Origin of the sequence: Streptomyces sp. NPDC019890 (genome assembly GCF_044903445.1) — a bacterium.
Taxonomy (GTDB): Bacteria; Actinomycetota; Actinomycetes; order Streptomycetales; family Streptomycetaceae; genus Streptomyces.
In genome coordinates, this window is record NZ_JBJDQK010000005.1 from 1 (window position 1) to 22154 (window position 22154).

21 protein-coding genes, 5 tRNA genes and 1 pseudogene are annotated in these 22154 nt (G+C 69.3%); 13 read left to right on the forward strand and 14 right to left on the reverse strand.

Going from position 1 to position 22154, the window contains the following annotated elements; translation table 11 throughout:
- From ACI2LP_RS14900 to ACI2LP_RS14910, 3 genes are all read right to left on the reverse strand, one after another.
- Positions 1 to 201: dihydroxyacetone kinase subunit DhaK (locus ACI2LP_RS14900; protein WP_404724946.1), on the reverse strand; the 201-nt coding region annotated here is incomplete at its 3' end.
- Positions 198 to 968 (reverse strand): MIP/aquaporin family protein, encoded by a 771-nt coding sequence (locus ACI2LP_RS14905; protein ID WP_404724947.1) that lies wholly within the window; start codon positions 966 to 968, stop codon positions 198 to 200. The genes ACI2LP_RS14905 and ACI2LP_RS14900, both read right to left, overlap by 4 nt.
- Positions 969 to 1340: 372 nt before the next feature.
- Positions 1341 to 2117, reverse strand: a complete 777-nt coding sequence (locus ACI2LP_RS14910; protein ID WP_404724948.1) for an IclR family transcriptional regulator — start codon at positions 2115 to 2117, stop codon at positions 1341 to 1343.
- 58 nt (positions 2118 to 2175) lie between these two features.
- Between ACI2LP_RS14910 and dhaM the strand changes: the two genes are divergently transcribed.
- The 3 genes from dhaM to ACI2LP_RS14925 are packed head-to-tail and all read left to right on the forward strand — an operon-like array spanning position 2176 to position 3898.
- Entirely contained in the window at positions 2176 to 2568 is a 393-nt protein-coding gene (gene dhaM, locus ACI2LP_RS14915) for a dihydroxyacetone kinase phosphoryl donor subunit DhaM (RefSeq protein ID WP_404724949.1), read from the forward strand.
- Complete coding sequence (locus ACI2LP_RS14920) at positions 2552 to 2884, forward strand: HPr family phosphocarrier protein (RefSeq protein ID WP_404724950.1); 333 nt, start codon at positions 2552 to 2554, stop codon at positions 2882 to 2884. Before dhaM ends, ACI2LP_RS14920 begins: the two co-directional genes overlap by 17 nt.
- A gap of 45 nt (positions 2885 to 2929) precedes the next feature.
- Positions 2930 to 3898 carry an aldo/keto reductase gene (locus ACI2LP_RS14925; RefSeq protein ID WP_404724951.1) on the forward strand — a complete coding sequence of 323 codons (969 nt, stop codon included), beginning with the start codon at positions 2930 to 2932 and terminating at the stop codon, positions 3896 to 3898.
- A gap of 182 nt (positions 3899 to 4080) precedes the next feature.
- Here ACI2LP_RS14925 and ACI2LP_RS14930 read toward each other — a convergent pair.
- Positions 4081 to 4251, reverse strand: a pseudogene (locus tag ACI2LP_RS14930) (HAD family hydrolase); the annotation flags it as partial.
- A gap of 77 nt (positions 4252 to 4328) precedes the next feature.
- On the opposite strand from ACI2LP_RS14930, the gene ACI2LP_RS14935 reads away from it, so the two are divergent.
- Complete coding sequence (locus ACI2LP_RS14935; protein WP_404724952.1) at positions 4329 to 4907, forward strand: class I SAM-dependent methyltransferase; 579 nt, start codon at positions 4329 to 4331, stop codon at positions 4905 to 4907.
- Between the two features lie 177 nt (positions 4908 to 5084).
- Here the strand turns inward: ACI2LP_RS14935 and ACI2LP_RS14940 are convergent.
- From ACI2LP_RS14940 to ACI2LP_RS14970, 7 genes are all read right to left on the reverse strand, one after another.
- Positions 5085 to 5157, reverse strand: a tRNA-Lys gene (locus ACI2LP_RS14940).
- Between the two features lie 147 nt (positions 5158 to 5304).
- Positions 5305 to 5838, reverse strand: coding sequence for an FG-GAP repeat domain-containing protein (locus ACI2LP_RS14945; RefSeq protein WP_404724953.1), 534 nt, complete (start codon positions 5836 to 5838; stop codon positions 5305 to 5307).
- Positions 5839 to 6054: 216 nt separating this feature from the next.
- Entirely contained in the window at positions 6055 to 8229 is a 2175-nt protein-coding gene (locus tag ACI2LP_RS14950; RefSeq protein ID WP_404724954.1) for a DEAD/DEAH box helicase, read from the reverse strand.
- 240 nt (positions 8230 to 8469) lie between these two features.
- Entirely contained in the window at positions 8470 to 8937 is a 468-nt protein-coding gene (locus ACI2LP_RS14955) for a hypothetical protein (RefSeq protein ID WP_404724955.1), read from the reverse strand.
- Positions 8938 to 9138: 201 nt separating this feature from the next.
- Positions 9139 to 9501 carry a fluoride efflux transporter FluC gene (locus ACI2LP_RS14960; RefSeq protein ID WP_404724956.1) on the reverse strand — a complete coding sequence of 121 codons (363 nt, stop codon included), beginning with the start codon at positions 9499 to 9501 and terminating at the stop codon, positions 9139 to 9141.
- Positions 9498 to 9992 carry a fluoride efflux transporter CrcB gene (crcB, locus tag ACI2LP_RS14965; RefSeq protein WP_404724957.1) on the reverse strand — a complete coding sequence of 165 codons (495 nt, stop codon included), beginning with the start codon at positions 9990 to 9992 and terminating at the stop codon, positions 9498 to 9500. The genes ACI2LP_RS14960 and crcB overlap by 4 nt, the downstream gene beginning before the upstream one ends.
- Positions 9989 to 10339, reverse strand: coding sequence for a metallopeptidase family protein (locus ACI2LP_RS14970; RefSeq protein WP_404724958.1), 351 nt, complete (start codon positions 10337 to 10339; stop codon positions 9989 to 9991). Before ACI2LP_RS14970 ends, crcB begins: the two co-directional genes overlap by 4 nt.
- 74 nt (positions 10340 to 10413) lie before the next feature.
- Here ACI2LP_RS14970 and ACI2LP_RS14975 point away from each other — a divergent pair, with 74 nt between their 5' ends.
- The 7 genes from ACI2LP_RS14975 to ACI2LP_RS15005 all read left to right on the forward strand — a co-directional run bounded on the left by ACI2LP_RS14975 (position 10414) and on the right by ACI2LP_RS15005 (position 17331).
- Positions 10414 to 12027 carry a metallophosphoesterase gene (locus ACI2LP_RS14975; protein WP_404724959.1) on the forward strand — a complete coding sequence of 538 codons (1614 nt, stop codon included), beginning with the start codon at positions 10414 to 10416 and terminating at the stop codon, positions 12025 to 12027.
- A gap of 64 nt (positions 12028 to 12091) precedes the next feature.
- Positions 12092 to 12164 (forward strand) — tRNA-Glu (locus tag ACI2LP_RS14980).
- A gap of 39 nt (positions 12165 to 12203) precedes the next feature.
- Positions 12204 to 12278 (forward strand) — tRNA-Asp (locus ACI2LP_RS14985).
- A 22-nt stretch (positions 12279 to 12300) separates the two neighbouring features.
- Positions 12301 to 12377: transfer RNA gene (locus ACI2LP_RS14990), tRNA-Phe, on the forward strand.
- 246 nt (positions 12378 to 12623) lie between these two features.
- Positions 12624 to 16553 carry an ATP-dependent RNA helicase HrpA gene (gene hrpA / locus ACI2LP_RS14995; RefSeq protein WP_404724960.1) on the forward strand — a complete coding sequence of 1310 codons (3930 nt, stop codon included), beginning with the start codon at positions 12624 to 12626 and terminating at the stop codon, positions 16551 to 16553.
- A gap of 91 nt (positions 16554 to 16644) precedes the next feature.
- Positions 16645 to 16719 (forward strand) — tRNA-Asp (locus ACI2LP_RS15000).
- A gap of 432 nt (positions 16720 to 17151) precedes the next feature.
- Positions 17152 to 17331, forward strand: coding sequence for a DUF6274 family protein (locus tag ACI2LP_RS15005; RefSeq protein WP_404724961.1), 180 nt, complete (start codon positions 17152 to 17154; stop codon positions 17329 to 17331).
- A gap of 337 nt (positions 17332 to 17668) precedes the next feature.
- Here ACI2LP_RS15005 and bldC read toward each other — a convergent pair whose 3' ends face one another.
- The gene (gene bldC / locus ACI2LP_RS15010) at positions 17669 to 17875 is read right to left on the reverse strand and encodes a developmental transcriptional regulator BldC (protein ID WP_003949541.1); all 207 of its coding nucleotides are present in this window, start codon (positions 17873 to 17875) and stop codon (positions 17669 to 17671) included.
- Positions 17876 to 18362: 487 nt separating this feature from the next.
- A complete protein-coding gene (locus ACI2LP_RS15015) occupies positions 18363 to 19202 on the reverse strand; it encodes a hypothetical protein (protein WP_404724962.1) in 840 nt (279 codons plus the stop codon).
- 155 nt (positions 19203 to 19357) lie between these two features.
- Between ACI2LP_RS15015 and ACI2LP_RS15020 the strand changes: the two genes are divergently transcribed.
- Together ACI2LP_RS15020 and ACI2LP_RS15025 are read left to right on the forward strand one after the other, a co-directional pair.
- Positions 19358 to 20440, forward strand: a complete 1083-nt coding sequence (locus ACI2LP_RS15020; protein WP_404724963.1) for a Leu/Phe/Val dehydrogenase — start codon at positions 19358 to 19360, stop codon at positions 20438 to 20440.
- Positions 20441 to 20719: 279 nt separating this feature from the next.
- Complete coding sequence (locus ACI2LP_RS15025) at positions 20720 to 20971, forward strand: DUF3073 domain-containing protein (RefSeq protein ID WP_360873139.1); 252 nt, start codon at positions 20720 to 20722, stop codon at positions 20969 to 20971.
- A 75-nt stretch (positions 20972 to 21046) separates the two neighbouring features.
- Here ACI2LP_RS15025 and purM read toward each other — a convergent pair whose 3' ends face one another.
- Positions 21047 to 22141, reverse strand: a complete 1095-nt coding sequence (gene purM, locus ACI2LP_RS15030) for a phosphoribosylformylglycinamidine cyclo-ligase (RefSeq protein ID WP_404724964.1) — start codon at positions 22139 to 22141, stop codon at positions 21047 to 21049.
- Positions 22142 to 22154 lie beyond the last annotated feature (13 nt).

Genomic DNA, 22154 nt, shown 5'->3' on the forward strand with positions numbered 1-22154 from the left:
GCCCGGTCCCACGAAGCCGCCGTGCAGCGGCTCGTGCCCGGAGCCGCCGCCGGAGATGAGGGCGACCTTGCCCGTCCTGGTGCCGCCCGCGCGGGTGATCACCTTGTTCTCCGCGTCGACGCGGAGACCGGGGTGGGCGGCGGCGATCCCCGCCAGGGCCTCATCCAGCACCGCCTCGGGAGCGTTGATGAGCTTCTTCACGACAGGACTCCTTCGGCGGCCGCGACCGGCTTGGCCGGTCCCTCGGCCACGGTGGCGACGGGGCGGCGGGCGTTCAAGGCGGCGTAGAGCAGACCACCCGCGACCGCGCCGACGGCCTCGGCGATCAGGTACACGGGCAGTTGGTCCCAGTGGACCGTTCCGCCGAACAGCTGACCGATCGTCATGGGGCCGATGGCACGGGCAGGGTTGATGGCGGCGGCGGTGGAGGGCGCGACCGGGATGATGATCGCGAACACGGCCAGACCGATGGCGAGGCCGGCGAAGCCACCGGACGAGCGACGGTCGATGGCGCCGAAGACGACGAAGGCCAGGATGAGCGTGCCGACGGCTTCGGCGAAGAAGGCCTGGCCCGTACTGATGTCAGGGCCGTACGAGGCGATGCCCAGGCCGACGTCCACGGCCTTGTGGCCCAGTACGCCGACGATCGCCAGGGATCCCAGGAGTGCACCGATCACCTGGGCCGCGATGTAGCCGGGGACGTCCCGCCAGGGCATCTTCTTCGTGGCGGCCAGCGCCAGCGTGATGGCCGGATTGATCTGACAGCCGGATATGTGACCGATCGCGTAGACCAAGGCAATGACGGCCGTGGCGAACGCGAGCGAGATCATCCCCAGCTGCGCCATGGTGAACGGGGCGTCACCGCCGACGATGAGCGTTGCGGGGACCGAACCGACACCGATGAACACCAGCACCGCGGTGCCCAGCATCTCGGCGAGAAGCTTCTGAGGGTAAGTGTTCTCTTCCATGATGGCGCCCAGCGCCGGGCGGCGCGTTGGGCGTCTCACCTCCTCCGCGTGGAGCGGGCTGTGAAGGGAGGTGGCCGCCAGGCTGTGTCGGGGGCAGGGAGCCTGATGGCCGGCTCAGGGGAAACCGGAGAGGAACGTCCGGCGTATGTATTCATCATTGATGAACGTTGTTCGGACGTTAAACCTGGGTTTCGCGACTGTCAAGAGGTCCGGAACGCGGCCTTCCACCGCAGCGAAAAGGCCCACGGCGGGTGCCGTGGGCCTTTGTCGGGGGCGTGAGCGGGCTGCTCGGGCAGTCGTGGGCCGACTGCGGAGGGGTTCTCCAGGGTGCAAGGGATGCCCGCAGGGCGGGGCGCTTGCGCCCCGGGCGAGTCAGGTGTTCGCGCGGCGGGCGGTTCCCCGGGGCGCGCCCAGGTCACGGGAGAGATTGCGGGCGGTCTCGCGGACCGCGACAGCGAGCTCCTGACGTGCCGTTTCGGCCAGCAAACGCTCGACGGGACCCACAATGCCGATGGCACCGACCACCTCGCCGGAGCGGTCGAAGACGGGGGCCGCAATGCCCGCGTCGCCGATGGCGGACTCCTGGTCCTCCAGCGCGTAACCCGTGTGGAGAACTTCGCCCAGCTGACCTGCCAGCTCCTTCGGGTCGGTGATGCTGGTGCCGGTGAGGACCGCAAGCTCGCCGGCGAGCAGCCGCTCACGCTCGGCCGCCGGAGCGAAGGCCACGATGGCCTTGCCGAGGGCGCAGGTGCTCCACGGGATGCTGGCTCCCACTTCGAGGATCTGTACGGCGCCCTCCGGCCGGAAGGCGTGGTGCACCACCAGGACGTGGTCACTGGTGAGCACGGCCACCCAGACCGCCTCGTTGGTCCGGTTCGCGAGCTGGTCCGCCCAGGTCAGCGAGCGGGTCCGCAGCTCCTGGGTGTCCAGGTAGGCGTTGCCCAGCCAGACCAGGCCGGGGCCGAGCTGGTACTTGGAACTGTCGCGGTCCTGGACCACCATCCCCTCGGCCTCCAGCGTGCGGAGCAAGGCATGCACGGTCGGCTTGGCCACGCCCAGGCGGTCGGCCAGCTCGGTCACACCCAGCCGGGGGCCTGTGGTCGCGAGCTCCCGCAGGATCTGGGCCGCCCGCTGCACCGCCTGCACCATGAAGAAACTCCTTGTTCAGTATTGCTGAATCGTATTCCGAGATTTAACGTATACGTTCATGAGCACACTCGTCGGCATCGTACTCGTCTCCCACAGCGCCGAGCTCGCCGCGGGCCTTCGCCTGCTGGTGGAGCAGATCGGCTCCGATAATGTCCCCGTGGCCACGGCCGGGGGGACCGCCGAAGGCCGGATCGGCACCAGCTACGACCTCGTTCTCGCCGCGATCCGGGATGCCGATCGCGGAGGCGGCGTTGTCGTACTTCCCGACCTCGGCAGTTCGGTCCTCACCGCCCGCACCGTTCTGGAAGACCATCCCCGCTCCGACGTGCTGATCGTCGACGCGCCCTTCGTCGAGGGGGCTGTCGCAGCCGTGGTCACCGCCGCATCCGGCGCCGACCTGGAGACCGTTTCCAAGGCCGCCAAGGAGGCCCGCAATGTCCCCAAGCTCTGAGTCCACCGCAGACACCGCGACCACTGCCTACGGCGCGACCACCGCAACCACTGCGCCTGCCGCGGGACACGAGATCACCATCGTCCTGCCCGCCAACCTGCACGCCCGCCCGGCGGGCCGGCTCGCCCGCGCTGCTGCCGGCTTCACCAGTGCCGTACAGCTCGAGCACGCGGGCCGGACGGTCAACCCGACGGGCGTCCTTGCCGTGATGAGCCTGGGCGCCACCGCCGGAACCACGGTGACCGTGCGTGCCGAAGGCCCCGACGCGGACCAGGCGGTCACCGCCCTGGCGGATATCCTCGCCAACGCCGAATAGCCCGGCCCACCCGCCACCGCACCGGAAGAGCCGCCGACCATGCCCATGTCCCCCGCACGTCCCCAGGCGTCGATCGAACGGATGGGTCTCGGTCTGGCCGCAGTCGGACGGCCCGGCTACATCACCCTCGGACACGAGGGCGATCTGCCGGCCGGGCGCACTGTCGCCGCGATGCGCCGCCACGCGCACGAACTCCTCGACCTCGCCTACGCCCGCGGCATCCGCTACATCGACACCGCGCGCTCCTACGGCCGGGCCGAGGAGTTCCTCGCCGACTGGCTGAAGAGCCGAGGCACCCCCCGAGATCTGCTCGTCGGCAGCAAGTGGGGCTACACGTACACCGCTGACTGGCGCGTCGACGCCCCGACCCACGAGGTCAAGGACCACAGCGCAAGCACCTACGACCGGCAGCTCGCCGAGACCCGATCCCTTCTCGGCGAACGGCTCGACCTCTACCAGGTCCACTCGGTCACCCCCTCCAGCACCGTCCTCACCGACACCGCCTTGCACCACCGACTCGCCGAACTGGCCGCCCAGGGAGTCACCGTGGGCCTGTCCACGAGCGGCCCGAACCAGCGCGACGCCATCCGCGCCGCCCTTGACATCGCCGTCGACGGTGAACCCCTGTTCCGCAGCGTGCAGGCCACCTGGAACCTGCTGGAGCCCTCCGCCGGACCGGCCCTGTCCGATGCGTACGACGCAGGCTGTACGGTCATCGTCAAGGAAGCCCTCGCCAACGGCCGGCTCGCCCAGCCACAGCTCGCCCGTCACCTGGTCCTCGCACCGATCGCGGACGCGACCAACGCCTCCTGCGACGCCATCGCCCTGGCCGCGGCACTCCACCAGCCCTGGGCTCGTATCGTCCTGTCGGGGGCTGCGACAACCCGCCAGCTCACCTCCAACCTGGTGGCGACCACAGTGCACCTCGGCACCGACCAACTTGACGGGCTCACTGCCCTCGCCGAGACCCCGCACGCCTATTGGTCCAACAGGTCCCGGCTCCCCTGGAACTAGCACTGCCGGACCCGTCCGCTCACGCACGAGGCCGAGGAACAACAGAGCACCCCGACCGGCGGACGGCGGCCTGCTGTCCCTCGGCCTCAACCCGCAACGCCGGCAGTACCCGTAACGAAATGCGTAACGCACTGCGCCCCCTCTCACCTTCGGGTGGGAGGGGCGCGTTCGTGCGTCCAAGGTCAGACGTTCTTCTCGCCAAGGGCGGCGCGCAGCCAGTCCAGCGATCCCTGCGAGAGAAGCTCATCGGCGAGACGCTGCCCAGTCTCCGTCACGATTCTGCCGCGGCTGTTGTCGATCCACCGTTGCGCGTTCTCGTAGCCCTGCGCCTTGTATTCGATGCCCTGCAGCATGTAGAGAGACTGACGGCGAAGTAGGAAGTGGTCCCCGCCCCGCGCCTGTTCAGCAGTCCGGCGCATGCAAGGAGGACATGGAGCCGGTCTTCAACTGGACGCAGTACACCGGCCACGGCCCGGGCCCCGAACTGCTGGGCGCGCCGGAGAACGTGCTGGAAATCGGCTGCGGCACCGGCCGCGCCCTGGCCCACCTCGCCCAGCGCGGAGTCAGAGCCACGGGCGTGGATCTCTCGCCGGTCATGGTGAAGAAGACGACGGAACGGTGGGGACCTTCGGGGGTGGAGTTCATCTGTTCCGAGGTCCTCGACCACCTGCGCGAGAGCACCGAGATCTACGAAGCGATCTACTCGATCTTCGGCGCCGCCTGGTTCACCGACCCGGCCAAACTGCTGCCGCTCATCGCCGAGCGCCTGAAGCCTGGCGGCGTTCTCGCTATATCTCACCCGCCAGCCATCCCTGGCGCCTATGGACCGCAGGGCATGTACAAGGGCGGCTTCGCTGGCAAGGCAATGTTCACCTACCGCTACAGCTACACACCCAAGCGCTGGACCAGCATGCTCGAGCGGCACGGCTTCTGCGATGTCGAGGCGCGTGTGCTTGACGCTCCGGAGCCGGGGCACATCGGCACACTCCTGGTCCGCGCCCGCGGATAACGCCCGCCCGCCCCATCCCGCCCCGGTCTGCCTGTACCCCCGTCACGGACAGACCGGGGCTCTTTCATGTCTTGATCGTTTGCACTTCGGCCGAGCGGCGGCCGAGCTAACGATCTCCACGGCCCTTTAAACGCAGTCAGCCCCAGCACAGAGGTCCTCTGAGCTGGGGCTGAGTAGTAGGCCGTGTGGGACTCGAACCCACAACCAACGGATTAAAAGTCCGCTGCTCTGCCAATTGAGCTAACGGCCCTCGGCACAACACCCCTGAGCATAGCCGGACGGTGCCGGTGAGCCGATCGGGTATCGGATCACCGGCCCGTCGCCGTTCAGAAAATCAGTGCAGGTACCTGCCCTCGGCCCTGCCACCCCCGGATCAGAGCAGAGTGTCGTACACCTGTCAGCCGGTCCCGATCTTCACCCGCGCGCCGAACGTCCCGATCCCGGTGCCGTTGTAGCGCCAGAGCACCCCGGCCGTGTCCCGCGCCACCGGGTCCGGCTTGGCGTCGTCGGTGAAGTCGCCGGCAGCCGCGATCGCGTTGTACTGCTGCCACCCCGAGCCGATCTTCACGCGCTGTGCGAAGCTTCCCCGGCCGGTCCCGTTGTAGCGCCACAGCGCACCCGTCGCGTCCCGGGCCAGCAGATCGCCGTGACCGTCTCCGGTCGTGTCGCCTGCGCCGACGAGGGTGTAGCCGTTCCAGCCGGTGCCGATCCTGACCGGCGCCTGGAAGGTGCCGGTGGAGCGTCCCGGGTAAAGCATCAGTTCGCCCGTGGACTTCTTCCGTGCCAGCAGATCGGGCACGCCGTCACTCGTCAGGTCTCCCGGTGAGAGCAGTGCGTTGAACTGGCCCCAGCCCGTGCCGAGCTTCGCCGAGACGCCGTTGCTCGTCCCGTAGCAGTAGTCGTCGCGCCGGTAGAGCGTGCCGAGCTTCACAAAGAGAAGGTCGTTGCAGCCGTCCGCCGCAGGTCGCCCAGAAGATGGCGTGGAGGGACCAAGCACCTGTTCCGGCACCGGAATCTTGTTGAGCTGCCCCCCGGCAGAACCCCCACGCGAGCGGACGGATCGTAACAGCGGCCTCACAGCAGCAAACAGGGCCCGTACGACACCCAAGTGCCGTACGGGCCCTGCCAGTCAGACCGTCAGGTCAGGTCAGCCGTTGCGCTTCCAGCGCGGCTTGTCGTCACGGCGCCCGAAAGAGCCCGTGTTCGTGCCGGTGCTGCCACCACGGTGCTCGTCGCGGCGGCCGTACGGGCGGTCGCCGCCGGAGCGGAAGCCGCTCGAGGGGCGGTCGTCGCGGCGGTCGCGGTTGAAGGGGCGGTCGCTGCCGCGGTGGCCGGAGGGGCGGTCGTCACGGCGGAAGCCGCTCGAGGGGCGGTCGTCGCGGCGCTCGAAGGAACGGCCGCCACGGTCGTCACGGTCACGGTTGAAGCCACCCGACGGGCGGTCGCCGCCGGAGCGGAAGCCGCCGGAAGGACGGTCGTTGTCACGACGGAACCCACCACGGTCGCCGCCACGGTCGTCACGACGCTCGAAGGAACGGCCACCACGGTCATCGCGACGGTCGTTGTCCCGACGGAAACCACCGGAGGGACGGTCGTTGTCACGACGGAACCCACCACGGTCGTCACGACGCTCGAAGGAACGGCCACCACGGTCATCGCGACGGTCGTTGTCCCGACGGAAGCCGCCGGAGGGACGGTCGTTGTCACGGCGGAAACCACCACGGTCGCCGCCACGGCGGTCGAAGTTGCCCCGGTCGTCCCGGCGCTCGTACGCCGGACGCTCGGTCGGCTGCTCGGGCACCGATACCGCCGCCTCGACCTCGGCCTCAGCGGCCTCGGTCACCTCGGCCACCGCCGCCTCCGGGTCCTCGCCCCGCTCGCGCGCCGCGCGCGCCACCAGGCGGTCGGCCTCCTCGCGGAGTTCGGCCGCGCGGCGCTGCACGCGCTCCAGCTGCTTGGTGAGGTCGGCGACCTCGCGCTCGGCCTGCTTCGCGGCGTTGTTCGCGGAGTCGGCCTGGACCTCGGTCAGCGAACGGGCGCCGGTGATCTCGGCGACCTCCGGGTCGAAGGCGCCGGCACCGCCGACGATGTGGCGCGAGGCGTCGACGCCCGCGTCCTCCATCAGGCGGAAGATCTGGCGGCGCTGGTGCGGCAGGGACAGCGACACGACCGTGCCGGACTTGCCGGCGCGGGCGGTGCGGCCCGAGCGGTGCAGATAGTCCTTGTGGTCACCGGCCGGGTCCACGTTCAGGACCAGGTCGATGCCGTCGACGTGGATGCCGCGGGCGGCGACGTCGGTCGCGACGAGCGCGTTGACGTAGCCCTTCTTGAAGTCTTCGAGGACGCGTGTACGGGCGCCCTGCGTCATGCCACCGTGCAGTGCGTCGGCCTTGACGCCCGTGTCCTGCAGCTGCTCGGCGATACGGTCCGCGCCCAGCTGGGTGCGTACGAAGATGATGGTGCGGCCCTTACGGGCGGCGATGGCGGCGGTGACCGGCGCCTTGTCCTTCGGCTTCACGACGAGCACGTGGTGCGTCATGGTCGTGACGTTGCCCTGGGCGCTGTCGACCTCGTGGCTGACCGGGTTGGACAGGTAGCGCTTGACCAGCGTGCCGATCTCGTTCTCCATCGTCGCGGAGAAGAGCATGCGCTGGCCGCCGGCCGGAACCTGGTCGAGCAGCTCGGTGACCTCGGGCAGGAAGCCCAGGTCGGACATCTGGTCGGCCTCGTCGAGGATCGCGACCTGAACGTTCGCCAGGGAGCAGGCGCCGCGGTTGATGATGTCGCGCAGTCGGCCCGGCGTGGCGACGAGGATGTCGACGCCGCGCTCGAGCGCGTAGATCTGGTTGCCCATGGACGTACCGCCGCAGACGACCTTCATCTTGAGGCCGAGCACGTCGCCGTAGGGCTGGAGGGCGTCCGCGACCTGCATCGCGAGCTCACGGGTCGGGGTGAGGATGATGCCGCGGGGCTTCTTCTTCTCGGTGTGGCCGCCGGCCAGGGTGGCGAGCAGCGGGAGGCCGAAGGAGAGGGTCTTGCCGGAGCCGGTGCGGCCGCGGCCCAGGATGTCCTTGCCGGCCAGGGCGTCCGGAATGGTCGCGGCCTGGATCGGGAAGGGGACGGTCACGCCGTTCTGGGCGAGCTTGCGGACGACGCCCTCGGGCAGGCCCAGGTCGCCGAAGGTGACCTCGGGAGCGGTGTCGACAGCGGTCTCGACGGTGGTCTCGGCAGCGGCCTCGACGGTCTCGGGAGACGTCTCGACGACGGCCTCGGCAGACTCGTTCTCGGGCATGACGGCGTGATCAGTACTGAAAGTGGACATGCGAAATGCGAAACCTTCCGGAGTCTCGGCACGCGCCCAAACTCCGTGATTTCGCAATTCGACCGCCTCAATGCGGTCAGCCACGGCTAGGGAGAGTACGCGCCACGCGGCGCTCTTCTGTGTCGGCGCCGGGCAATGGGATCAAACGATCTACCACCATACGCACCCTCCCCCACCGAAGGCAAACCTGGCTCGAGTGACTCCCGTTACACGGGCCCCGCGAGGCCGTCGCGCGACTGATCACATGGGTCCTTGCTGGGGTGACGCGGCCGGTTCCGTACGCATTCCGTACCCCTGCACGTTCGCCGGCATCGCCCCTGCCCGCACCTCGGGCGCGGACGACGCAGGCGGCGGATCGGTCGGCTCGCTCGGCGGTGGTGTGGGACTCACCGGCGGCGGCTCGGACGGCGAAGGCTGCGGTTGCGGCTGCGAGGGCTGCGCGGAAGGGGAAGCTCCGCCTCGCGTCGGCTCGGTCCCCCGGGGCGGCTGCGGCCGCTGCTGTGCGGGGCCCGCGCTGGGGCCCGCCGTGCCGCTCGGGCTCGGCGACGCGCCCGCGCCCGCCGCGCCCCCGGACGCGTCCGAGCCGCCGTGCCCCACGCTGGCGTGCCGGCCGCCCGGCACCCCCTGCCCGCCGTCCGGCTCGGCCACCGTCCCACGCCGGTCCGTCGTCGAACGGGGCGCCGGCTTCCCGCCCTCGTCGTCGCTCACGCTTATACAGCCTGCCGAGGCTGCGACCGCCAGCACAGTGGCGATCCGGACAGCCAAACGACCAGGGGCGGACAACTGGCGCACGAGCGGCACCTCCGGGTCACGGGAGCACAGGTTTCACTGCCCAACTCCCTGTCCCCCACAAGGGTCACGCCCCACGTCGCACAAGGGACCCGGCACGCGCCACCGGAACAACTGCCCCTACTCCGTAAAGCCGCGCGCCAACTCCGCGCCCAGGAACACCGATCCGAGCCCCACCAGCAACGACGCGGCCACGTTCGCCGCCGCCAGGAACCTCCAGCCGCGCTCGGCCAGCCGCAGCGTCTCGTACGAAAACGTCGAGTACGTCGTGAGCGCCCCGCACAGGCCAATACCGAGCAGCGCGTACGTCGCCGAGGACACCGCCGCCCCCGACAGCACGCCCAGGACCAGGCTCCCCGCCGCGTTGACCACGAAGGTCCCCCAGGGGAACACCGAGTCGTGCCGCGCCTGCACCGCACGGTCCGTCAGATACCGCAGCGGCGCACCGACCGCCGCGCCCATCGCCACCAGGAGCCAGTTCACCGCGCTACCGCCCGGGTCAGGACCGCCCTGGTCGCCGAAGCCCCCAGCCACACCGCGCCCATCGCGCCGCCGACCGTCCCGACCGCGTACGTCAGCGCGGTGACGGCCTCCGCACGCTCCAGCAGATCGGTGAAGTCCAGTACATACGTCGAGAAGGTCGTGAACCCGCCGAGCACGCCCACGCCGAGGAACGGCCGCACCAGCGGATGCGCGGGCCTGCCACCCCGGCCGCCCTCGCTGACCAGCACCATCAGCACTCCGATCAGTGCGCAGCCCAGCACATTGACCCAGAGGGTCGCCCATGGGAACCCGTCGTCGGCCACGGGCCACATCCGCGACGCCGCGTACCGCGCCAAGGACCCGGCCACACCTCCCAGCGAGATCACCGCGAGCACCGGCCACTTGTGACGGCCCGCGGTCTCCGCGCGCTGCGCGGGCACATGCAGATCGACGTCCGGATCGATCGCCTCCGGCACGCCGGGGCCGCTCACCCGTACCCCAGCTCGTGCAGCCGCTCGTCGTCGATCCCGAAGTGGTGGGCGATCTCGTGCACCACCGTGATCTCGGTCTCCTCGACCACGTCCGCACGGGTCTCGCAGATCCGCAGCGTCGGCCCCCGGTAGATCGTGATCCGGTCCGGCAGCACGCCCGCGTACCACTCGCCCCGGTCGGTGAGCGGAGTCCCCTCATAGAGCCCGAGCAGCTCGGGGTCGTCGGTGGCGGGTTCGTCCTCGACGAACACCGCGACGTTGTCCATCAGTCGCGTCAGCTCCGGCGGGATCCTGTCCAGGGCCTCGGCGACCAGTTCCTCGAACTCCTCGCGCGTCATCTCCAGCACGTGGCCATTGTCACGTACGGCGCCCGGCCGGTCGCCCCGGCATGGCTGCCCGCCCGGATGGGCATACGGGACCAATGGCCCGCCAAGCCCCGGAACCGAACCGATCGATACCAGCTGCGCTCACCCGGCTCCGGCGCCACTACAGCTCGCGCCGCGCCGGCCCCACCAGCACCCTTGTCCCCACCCCGCACCCCTGGGTCCGTGCGCTGGGCCTCACCGCCGTGGTCCTGCTGGGCGCCTGGCTCGGCCTGCTGATCGTCGGCAGCGTCCGTGCGCCGGTCGGCCCGATGGACACCAGCATGACCCTGCGCCCGTCCCTGTCCGGCGGCACGAAGATCAACGTCTCCCCGCTCGGCGCCCTGGAGTTCGACTCCCATGTCGCGCCGATCCGCCTCGACGTCGACGTCGACCGGCTCGACCCGGCCCGCTCCGAGGCCCTGGTCGAGCATCCCGAGCGGCTCTCCGGGCTCCAGGACGAGGTCGCCCGCGACGTGGCGGACGGCACCACCGAGCTGGCCGTACGCTCCTGCGTCGCCGTCGTCTCCGGCGCGACCGCCCTCGGCCTCGCCGTCTACCGCCGCCCGCGCCGGGCACTCGCCGCCGGCGGTCTGGCGCTCGCGCTGCTCGCGGCCTCCGGCATCTGTGCGTACGCCACCTGGAACCCGAAGTCCGTCCTGGAGCCGAAGTTCTCCGGACTGCTCTCCAGCGCCCCGTCGGTCGTCGGCAACGCGCGCTCCATCGTCACCGAATTCGACGTATACCAGCAGGAGTTGGCGCGCCTGGTCACCAACGTGACCAAGCTGTACGACGCGACATCGACGCTCCCCACGTACCGGCCGGACCCGAGCACGATGCGGGTGCTGCACGTCTCCGACATCCATCTCAACCCGGCGGCGTGGCACATCATCGGCTCGCTCGTCGAGCAGTACGGAATCGACGTGATCATCGACTCCGGCGACACGATGGACCACGGCACCGCCGCCGAGAACGGCTTCCTCGACCCGATCGCCGACCTCGGCGCGCCCTACATCTGGGTGCGCGGCAACCACGACTCCCGCATCACGCAGGCGTATCTGTCGCGCATGAAGAACGTGCATGTGCTCGACGACGGCGGGGCGGTCACGGTGGCGGGCCTGCGCATCGCGGGCTTCGGCGACCCCCAGTTCACACCCGACCGCTCGATCGTCGCCCAGGGCGACCCGGCCGAGCGCATGACGGGCATCCGCTTCGCCTCGGCCCTGCGCGACCAGGCCCGCGCGCATACGCCCGTCGACGTCGCCGTCACCCACAACCCGGTCGCGGCCCGCGAGACCGACGGCGAGGTCCCGCTGGTCCTGGCGGGCCATGTCCACCACCGCGAGACGGAGGTGCTCGCACTCGGCACCCGCCTGAAGATCGAGGGCTCGACGGGCGGCGGAGGCTTGCGCGCGGTCCAGAACCAGAAGCCGGAGAAGGTGCGTGCGTCGGTGCTGTATCTGGACCGTACGACGAGGCGGCTGCAGGCGTGGGACGAGATCACGCTGGGGGGCCTGGGCCTGACGACGGCCGAGGTCAGCCGCCATCTGCCGGAGGAGAACCACCCGGGCGCCACGCCGTCCCCGAGCCCGGGTTCCCCCACCTCCTCGCCCTCCCCCACTGCGTTGTCCTGGGGGCGACCTCCAGACCCCCGTAAACCGTTTTGGCGATAGCTCCCCGCATCCCATATGCTTCTCACGTCCCCGACGCGCTGCGAAGCGCCCAGGTGGGCCCTTAGCCCTCATCGTCTAGTGGCCCAGGACGCCGCCCTTTCAAGGCGGTAGCACGGGTTCGAATCCCGTTGGGGGCACGCATTACCGTGTGCGAGACTTGTGCTCGCACATTGCTTGGTCCTGTGGAGCAGCTTGGAGTGCTCGCCACCCTGTCAAGGTGGAGGCCGCGGGTTCAAATCCCGTCAGGACCGCTGCGGCTCGCGAGAGCCGCGTGGCTGGGTAGCTCAGTTGGTACGAGCGATCGCCTGAAAAGCGATAGGTCGCCGGTTCGACCCCGGCCCCAGCCACCACCCGAAAGCCCCGGCCTCAGCGGACCGGGGCTTTCGTCGTACCTGCCGGGGGCGCGTACCCCCGGCCGCGTAGCCCGGGCCACAGAGGGTGTCCGGTCGGCCGAGGGCCGTATGAGCGTGATTCCTCTTGCTGTCGAAGTTTTTCGGAAGTTGCTTCGGAAGTGGACGGATCTGGTCCACACCGCACCGCTCGGGGGCTAAATGCGTTCGCCAGTGGTTTCCCGGGGGTGCGATCCTGGGGTCCGTATGTCTACTTCCTTCACAGACCTTCAGACCCTGCTGGCCGGGGCGTCACTGCGCGACGCCCACCGGCTCGGCCGCCGTCTCGAAGGCGCCCGCCGCATCCGTAAGCCCGAGGCTCGGCAGGCCGTGCTGGACGAGATCGCCGCCGAGGCCGAGCATTCCGCCGCCCGCACGGCCACGCGCGCCGCCCGGGTGCCGGAGATCACGTACCCCGAGCAGCTGCCCGTCAGCCAGAAGCGGGACGAGATTCTCGAGGCGATACGGGACCACCAGGTCGTGATCGTCGCGGGCGAGACCGGCTCGGGCAAGACGACCCAGATCCCGAAGATCGCTCTGGAGCTCGGCCGGGGCGTACGCGGCATGATCGGCCATACGCAGCCGCGCAGGATCGCCGCCCGCACCGTCGCCGAACGGGTCGCGGAGGAGCTGCGGACCCCCCTCGGCGAGGCCGTCGGCTGGAAGGTCCGCTTCACCGACCAGGTCAGCAACGACACCTTCGTCAAGCTGATGACGGACGGCATCCTGCTCGCCGAGATCCAGACGGACCGCGAGCTGCGCGCGTACGACACGATCATCATCGACGAGGCCCACGAGCGGTCCCTCAACATCGACTTCCTGCTCGGCTATCTCGCCCAGCTGCTGCCCAAGCGCCCCGATCTCAAGGTGATCATCACCTCCGCGACGATCGACCCGGACCGCTTCTCCCGGCACTTCGGCAACGCCCCGATCGTTGAGGTCAGCGGCCGTACGTACCCCGTGGAGGTCCGCTACCGCCCGCTCCTCGAAGAGGACAGCGACGACTCCGACCGGGACCAGATCACCGCGATCTGCGACGCCGTCGAGGAGCTCCAGACCGAGGGCAAGGGCGACATCCTGGTCTTCCTCTCCGGCGAGCGCGAGATCCGCGACACCGCGGACGCGCTCAACAAGAAGCAGTACAGATTCACCGAGGTACTGCCGCTGTACGCGCGGCTCTCGCACGCCGAGCAGCACCGTGTCTTCCAGCCCCACACCGGCCGCAGGATCGTCCTGGCCACCAATGTCGCCGAGACCTCGCTGACCGTCCCCGGCATCAAGTACGTGATCGACCCGGGCACCGCCCGTATCTCCCGCTACAGCCACCGCACCAAGGTCCAGCGCCTGCCCATCGAGCGGATCAGCCAGGCCAGCGCCAACCAGCGCAAGGGCCGCTGCGGCCGTACGTCGGACGGCATCTGCATCCGGCTGTACGACGAGGACGACTTCCTCTCCCGCCCGGAGTTCACGGACGCCGAGATCCTGCGGACGAATCTGGCCTCCGTCATCCTCCAGATGACCGCGGCCGGCCTCGGCGACATCGAGAAGTTCCCCTTCATCGACCCGCCGGACCACCGCAACATCCGTGACGGCGTCCAGCTGCTGCAGGAACTGGGCGCGTTCGACCCGGCGCAGAAGGACCCCAGGAAGAAGCTCACCCAGCTCGGCCGCAAGCTCTCGCAGCTGCCGGTCGACCCGCGGCTGGCCCGGATGGTCATCGAGGCCGACAAGAACGGCTGTGTACGCGAGGTCATGGTGATCGCGGCCGCGCTCTCCATCCAGGACCCGCGCGAGCGGCCCGCCGACAAGCAGACGCAGGCCGACCAGCAGCACGCCCGCTTCAAGGACGAGACCTCCGACTTCCTCGCCTACCTCAACCTGTGGCGGTACATCCGCGAGCAGCAGAAGGAGCGCGGCTCCTCCAGCTTCCGCCGGATGTGCAAGCAGGAGTATCTGAACTTCCTGCGCATCCGCGAGTGGCAGGACATCTACGCCCAGCTGCGTACGGTCGCCAAGCAGATGGGCATGCATCTCGAGGAGCCCTCGGCCGACGCGGCCGCTCCCGAGCAGTCCGTGCACACCTCGCTGCTGGCCGGCCTGCTCTCGCACATCGGCCTCAAGGACACCGACAAGAACGAGTATCTGGGCGCGCGCGGCGCCAAGTTCGCGGTCTTCCCCGGCTCGGCGCTCTTCAAGAAGCCCCCGCGCTTCGTCATGTCGGCGGAGCTGGTCGAGACGTCCCGGCTGTGGGCCCGCGTCAACGCCAAGGTCGAGCCCGAGTGGATCGAGCCGCTCGCCGGGCATCTGATCAAACGCACCTACAGCGAGCCGCACTGGGAGAAGGACGCGGCCGCCGTGATGGCGTACGAGCGGGTCACGCTGTACGGCGTGCCGATCGTCGCCCAGCGCAAGGTGAACTACGGGCGCATCGACCCCGAGACCTCGCGCGATCTCTTCATCCGCAACGCGCTGGTCGAGGGTGACTGGCGTACGCACCACAAGTTCTTCGCGGACAACCGCAAACTCCTCACCGAGGTCGAGGAGTTGGAACACCGCGCCCGCCGCCGCGACATCCTGGTGGACGACGAGACGCTCTTCGACTTCTACGACCAGCGCGTTCCCGAACATGTGGTGTCCGGCGCGCACTTCGACTCCTGGTGGAAGCACAAGCGCAAGGACTCGCCCGAACTTCTCGACTTCGAGCGCGAGATGCTCATCAACGAGAAGGCCGGGTCGGTCACCAAGGACGACTATCCGGACTCCTGGTGGCAGGGGCGGCTGAAGTTCCGTGTGACGTACCAGTTCGAGCCGGGCGCGGACGCGGACGGGGTGACCGTCCACATTCCGTTGCAGGTGCTGAACCAGGTCACTTCCGAAGGCTTCGACTGGCAGATCCCGGGCCTGCGCGAGGACGTGGTGATGGAGCTGATCCGCTCGCTCCCCAAGCCGATCCGCCGGCACTACGTCCCGGCTCCGAACTACGCGAAGGCCTTCCTGGAGCGGGCTGTGCCCCTCCAGGAGCCGCTGCCCACCACGCTCGCCCGTGAGCTGCAGCGCATGGTCGGCGTCCCGGTCACCGCGGACGACTTCGATCTGGGCCGGATCCCGGACCATCTCAAGATCACGTTCCGGATCGTGGACGAGCGCCGTAAGAAGCTCGCCGAGGGCAAGGACCTGGAGGCGCTGAAGCTCCAGCTGAAGCCGAAGGCACGCCAGGCGCTGTCCCAAGCCGCGGCGGCGACCGCGGGGCCCTCGGGCGAGTCCATCGAGCGCTCGGGCCTGAAGGACTGGACGATCGGCACGCTGTCGCGCGTCTTCGAGACCCGGCGCGCCGGCCAGCCGGTCAAGGCATACCCGGCGCTGGTCGACGACGGCGAGAGCGTCTCCGTACGCCTCTTCGACACCGAGGCCGAGCAGCAGCAGGCGATGTGGCGGGGCACGCGGCGGCTGATCCTGCTCAACATCCCGGTGAATCCCGCCAAGTTCGCCTCGGACAAGCTGACCAACCAGCACAAGCTGGCGCTGTCCCGCAATCCGCACGGCTCGATCCAGGCGCTCTTCGACGACTGCGCGATGGCGGCGACGGACAAGCTGATCGCCGACCACGGCGGGCCCGCGTGGGACGAGGAGTCGTTCCGCAAGCTGTTCGACAAGGTCCGGGCGGACCTCGTGGACACGACCGTACGGACGGTGGACCAGGTCCAGCAGATCCTGGCCGCGTGGCAGGCGTGCGAGCGCCGTCTGAAGGCCACGAACAGCCTGGCGCTGGTCAAGAACGTCCAGGACGTACGGGAGCAGCTGGCGGCCCTGATGCCGGCCGGCTTCGTCACCGCGACCGGTCTCCGCCGCCTGCCCGACCTGATGCGCTACCTGGTCGCCGTGGACCGCCGCCTGCAGCAGATGCCGACGGCTGTCCAGCGCGACACGACACGCATGGAGAAGGTGCACGAGATGCAGGACGAGTACGCCTGGCTGCTGGAGCAGATGCCGCAGGGGCGCCCGGTTCCGCAGGAGGTCCTGGACATCCGCTGGATGATCGAGGAGCTGCGGGTGAGCTACTTCGCGCATGCGCTGGGCACGGCGCAGCCGGTCTCGGACAAGCGCATCGTGAAGGCGATCGACGCGGCGGCGCCGTGACGGCGGGGCGGCTTGCATCGGGTTCGACCGCACGACCTGAGCTGCTGTACAGTCTCTCTCGCAGCCAACGCACATGAGGGCTGCGAAACCTGGTCCTGTGGAGCAGTTTGGAGTGCTCGCCACCCTGTCAAGGTGGAGGCCGCGGGTTCAAATCCCGTCAGGACCGCAGTGATGACGAAGGCCCGCATCCAGCGATGGACGCGGGCCTTCGGCGTGTGCGCTGCGCCGGGCCGTGTCCGGCGGCTTTCCCTGCCCCGCCCCTTCCCGCTGTGTCGAGGTTGCGGCTCCGCCGCGTGGTGGGGCAGGCCCCCAGGCCCCCGCGCGCCGGCTTCGCGGCGTGGCCCCCAGGGCTTCACCCCTGGACCCCGGTACGCCCTTCGGGCGTTGTCCTCAATCTCCCCCAGACTTCGCCCGGAGGGACCCCCAGACGGGCTGAATTTCCGCCCGTCCGGCGATTGAGGACCGGGTCCGGGGCGGAGCCCCGGCTCACCCTGCCCACGCGTCACACCCGCCGCAACCGTCGTCCCGCCGTCTTGACGGCGTCATCTGCCACCGGTACCCAATCCATAAGGGACGGCACACACCGGAGGTGACGTGCATGGCGGCGTCCGCAGCGAGGCAGCACGAGACCAAGGCGCTTCTGCGCGCCCATCTGAAGGCCGCATCCGGCTATCGCCACCTCACGCGGCACTGCCCCATCTGCCATCGCCTCCAACGGTTCGCCATGGAACCCTCCGCAAGCACCCCGCAGCCGGAGGACCGAGGCCCAACCCCCTGACTGACGGGCCCTGAGATGGCAAGAGTTGTGCAGTGTGACGGGTGTCACCGAATCCGTTTCCGGAACCGGGTAACTTACCCCCTTCCTACAACCAACCAATTTAATATGTGCAATTGCACCACCTGCTGAGCACCTCCCCGGGCAACCGCGCGCCCCCCTTCCCCACCCATCCAGACGCATCCCCACCCATCCCCGGGCACAAAGAAAAATCGCGCTGGACCCGGCGGAGTCCAGCGCGATCAATGACGAAGTGTCCGTTGGGGCAGACGACCGTCATGTGGAGCTATAGGTGGGCTTGCCGGGATGGGGGTCCCGAAAATGCCCGATCAGTGGGTGTTCAGGCCTCGCTACGCTGCTGCGGAATACCCGCAAGCAGTGCGCGGACCTCTGCCTCGCGGTACCGACGATGTCCACCGAGCGTGCGGATGGACGTGAGCTTGCCTGCCTTGGCCCAGCGGGTGACCGTCTTCGGGTCCACGCGGAACATCGTGGCAACCTCAGCCGGGGTCAGCAGCGGCTCGGCATCAGGGGTGCGAGCGGTCATGAGCGGCCTCCTCGGGAGAACCGAACCTTCTCGGTTCTTTCCTCTAAATTCTGCACCTTGACCCGCGTTGCCCGAAATGGCGGACGCGGGTCGAGTCGGTTATAGGACGAACGGCTTGTCCTCGGCACTACAACTACACCATCCGTCCAGCCACGTCGGCCAAACCGATGGAATTGCCCTCTGAGGTGTCCATCAACGGCGGAAGTCCGATGGACCATGCCATAGCGGACAGTCACGCCACAGTGACGATCAGTCACAGAGCGATCAGGAGTCACCAGACCCCCCACAGTGCGCAATGCCGAGAATTCCGACCATAGTTGGACGGAAGGAGCCTCCCCCGGGCTCCTTGTCCTATTTTGACACGAGGGTAGGTGATGGGCGCAAGGCCCAGGTAAGTGCCGTCCGTCACGCTTGAGACAAAGGCCCGGTACGGGACCTACGTCCCGGGCCGAGGGAGTCAATGATGCTCAATGATCGCCAGAAACGCTCAGTTGGCGAACTGAAGGTCCCTCACAGCGCGCCATCGATCGACCAGACGGGCGTATGCCTCGCCCGCCCCCTCGCCGTCGCCGGCCTGCAGCGCCGCGATCCCCGCGGCCAGATCTGCGGCCGAGTGATCCTCGTCGAGCTGCACTCCGGTCAGAGCGTGCACCAGGCCGCCGTAGTCCAGCTCGACCAGGGAACGGGGATGGAACTCCTCCAGCCACCGCCCCACATCTACCAGGCCCTCGGTCAGCGGGCCCTCGTCGATCGTGTCCCGCAGCGTCTTCAGCGCCCGCGCCACCCGGCGCCTGGCCTGCACCATGGGCGTCCGGTAGCGCATGCGCGGGGCAGCCGTCCCGGCCGGCTCGTACTCCCGCTCGTCGTCCGAGAAGAGCACGAACCAGCGCACCGGCACCTGCCAGACCGCCGTTCTGATCCACGGCCGGGCGTCGGGGTTGCGCTCGCGCCACTGCTCGTAGTCCGCGGCCGCCTGCCCGCGCACCACCGGCGGCAGCACCGCGTCCAGCAGCGGCGCCGGAAGCTGCTCGGAGAGCTCCTCCAGCGCCAGCCAGCCACGCAGCCGGGTCCGCCAGGGGCAGACGCACACCACCCCGTCCACCTCCGCCACAAAGGCGTCGCCGCTCTCGTGGACCGGCACAGGGACCGGCGGGGTCGGCAGCAAGTCGGCCAGCGAGCGTCGCAGTTCGTCCTGCGCGGTGGGGGTGCGCTCCCGGCGGGCGTAGCGGGCCCAGTGGCCCCGTTCCGGCTCGGGAAAGGCCGCCAGCGGCTCGTACACCCGCAGGTAGGCCGCGTACGGGACGAGGACCGAGGACAGCGCTGGCATGCGGCAAATCCTTCCACGCCGGTACTCCGCCAGGGGGTGATCCTCAGCACTGCGTCGGATCTACGCACGCGTAGGACTTACCCTCATCCCCAACTGGGCCTTCCCCACCCGCAGGAGGCCCTTCATCCGCCGCTTCGTACTTGGGAGTCACCACCGTGACCGATCTGACCGACGGCGTCCTGCACACCCTGTTCCGATCCGACCAGGGCGGCCACGAGCAAGTCGTGCTGTGCCAGGACCGCGCCTCCGGCCTGAAAGCCGTCATCGCCATCCACTCGACCGCCCTGGGCCCGGCCCTCGGCGGCACCCGCTTCTACCCGTACGCCACCGAGGAAGAGGCCGTCGCGGACGCGCTGAACCTCTCCCGGGGGATGTCGTACAAGAACGCCATGGCCGGACTCGATCACGGCGGCGGCAAGGCCGTGATCATCGGTGATCCCGAGCGGATCAAGACCGATGAGCTGCTGCTCGCCTACGGCCGCTTCGTGGACTCCCTCGGTGGTCGCTATGTGACGGCCTGCGACGTCGGTACGTACGTCGCCGACATGGACGTCGTGGCCCGCGAGACACGCTGGGCCACCGGTCGCTCCCCCGAGAACGGCGGCGCCGGCGACTCGTCCGTGCTGACCGCCTACGGCGTCTTCCAGGGCATGCGGGCCTCCGCCCAGCAACTGTGGGGCGACCCGACGCTGCACGGCCGCAAGGTCGGCATCGCGGGGGTCGGCAAGGTCGGCCGCCACCTGGTCGAGCATCTGCTGCAGGACGGCGCCGAGGTCGTGATCACGGATGTGCGCGAGGAGTCCGTACGCGGGATTCTCGACAAGCACCCGCAGGTCACAGCGGTCGCGGACACCGCAGCCCTGATCCGTACGGCTGGTCTGGACGTCTACGCCCCGTGTGCGCTCGGCGGCGCGCTGAACGACGACTCCGTGCCCGCGCTCACCGCCAAGGTGGTCTGCGGCGCGGCCAACAACCAGCTCGCGCACCCGGGTGTCGAGAAGGACCTCGCGGACCGCGGGATCCTCTACGCCCCCGACTATGTGGTCAATGCCGGCGGAGTGATCCAGGTCGCCGACGAGCTGCACGGCTTCGACTTCGACCGCTGCAAGGCGAAGGCGGCGAAGATCTTCGACACCACGCTGGGAATATTCGCGCGTGCGAAGGAAGACGGCATTCCGCCGGCCGCCGCGGCGGACCGGATCGCCGAGCAGCGCATGGCGGAGGCCCGTCGGCGCTGACCCTTGCCGGGCCCGGCCCGCCGACCTGGGAGACAAGACTCACCCCGGTCGGCGGGTCGACTGCCAAGAAGAGGTTAAAATCGCAGTTGACCAGCGAGGACGGGGCTCCTCGCGGGTTCTGCGAAGTGGCGCGTCATGCGGGCGGCGTACCGTATGGCCGCGGAAGCAGGTACCGTTGAAGCCCTACGGACCGGTCTCTCCACGGAGAGCCCGTTCTGAATCATGAACGCGTGTCAAGACTCTGGGGCCGTCGAGCCCCGTCACCGAGGGGGTCGAGCCATGGGGCGCGGCCGGGCCAAGGCCAAGCAGACAAAGGTCGCCCGCCAGCTGAAGTACAACAGCGGCGGGACTGACCTGTCGCGTCTGGCCAACGAGCTGGGCGCTTCGACTTCGAGTCAGCCTCCGAACGGCGAGCCGTTCGAGGACGACGACGAGGAAGACGACCCGTACGCACAGTACGCGGATCTGTACAACGACGACGATGACGAGGACGACGAGTCCGGTCCGTCGTCACAGCGCCGCGGCGCTTGACGTTGCACTGACACACCGACCCGGTCCGGGGCTGCCCCCGGACCGGGTTCTGTGCTGTTCAGCTTGCGGCCGCTCTCACTGTGCGTAGGTACCCGTCAGGGTCGCGCCGGTCGCGTGGTCACCGCGCTCGGTGATCTCTCCGGCGACCCATGCGTCGACGCCACGGTCCGCGAGCGTGGTCAGCGCCGCGTCCACCGACTCCTCGGGGACGACGGCGATCATGCCCACGCCCATGTTGAGGGTCTTCTCCAGCTCCAGACGCTCGACCTGACCGGCCTTGCCGACGAGGTCGAAGACCGGGCTCGGGGTCCACGACGAGCGATCCACGATCGCGTGCAGCCCGTCCGGAATGACCCGGGCGAGGTTGTTCGCGAGACCGCCGCCGGTGACGTGGCTGAAGGCGTGCACCTCGGTGGTCCGGGTGAGCGCCAGGCAGTCCAGCGAGTAGATCTTGGTGGGCTCGAGCAGCTCCTCGCCCAGCGTCCGGCCGAACTCCTCGACCTGCTGGTCCAGGGACATGTTCGCCCGGTCGAACAGGACGTGGCGGACCAGCGAGTACCCGTTGGAGTGAAGGCCGGAGGACGCCATGGCGATGACCGCGTCACCCGTACGGATACGATCCGCGCCCAGCAGGCGGTCGGCCTCGACGACTCCCGTACCGGCGCCGGCGACGTCGAAGTCGTCCTCGCCCAGCAGCCCGGGATGCTCGGCGGTCTCGCCGCCGACCAGCGCGCAGCCGGCCAGGACGCAGCCCTCGGCGATGCCCTTGACGATGGCGGCAACCCGCTCGGGGTGCACCTTGCCGACGCAGATGTAGTCGGTCATGAAGAGCGGCTCGGCGCCGCAGACGACCAGGTCGTCGACGACCATGCCCACGAGGTCGTGGCCGATCGTGTCGTACACGCCCATCCTGCGGGCGAGGTCGACCTTCGTGCCGACGCCGTCGGTGGCGGAGGCGAGCAGCGGGCGCTCGTACCGCTTGAGGGCCGAGGCGTCGAAGAGACCGGCGAAGCCGCCGATGCCGCCGAGGACCTCGGGGCGCCGGGTCTTCTTCACCCATTCCTTCATCAGCTCGACGGCGCGGTCGCCCGCTTCGATGTCGACGCCCGCGGCCGCGTAGCTGGCACCGGTGCCCGCGTGCGGAGCACGCTCAGAAGATTCAGCAGGCATGCTGGAGAACTTT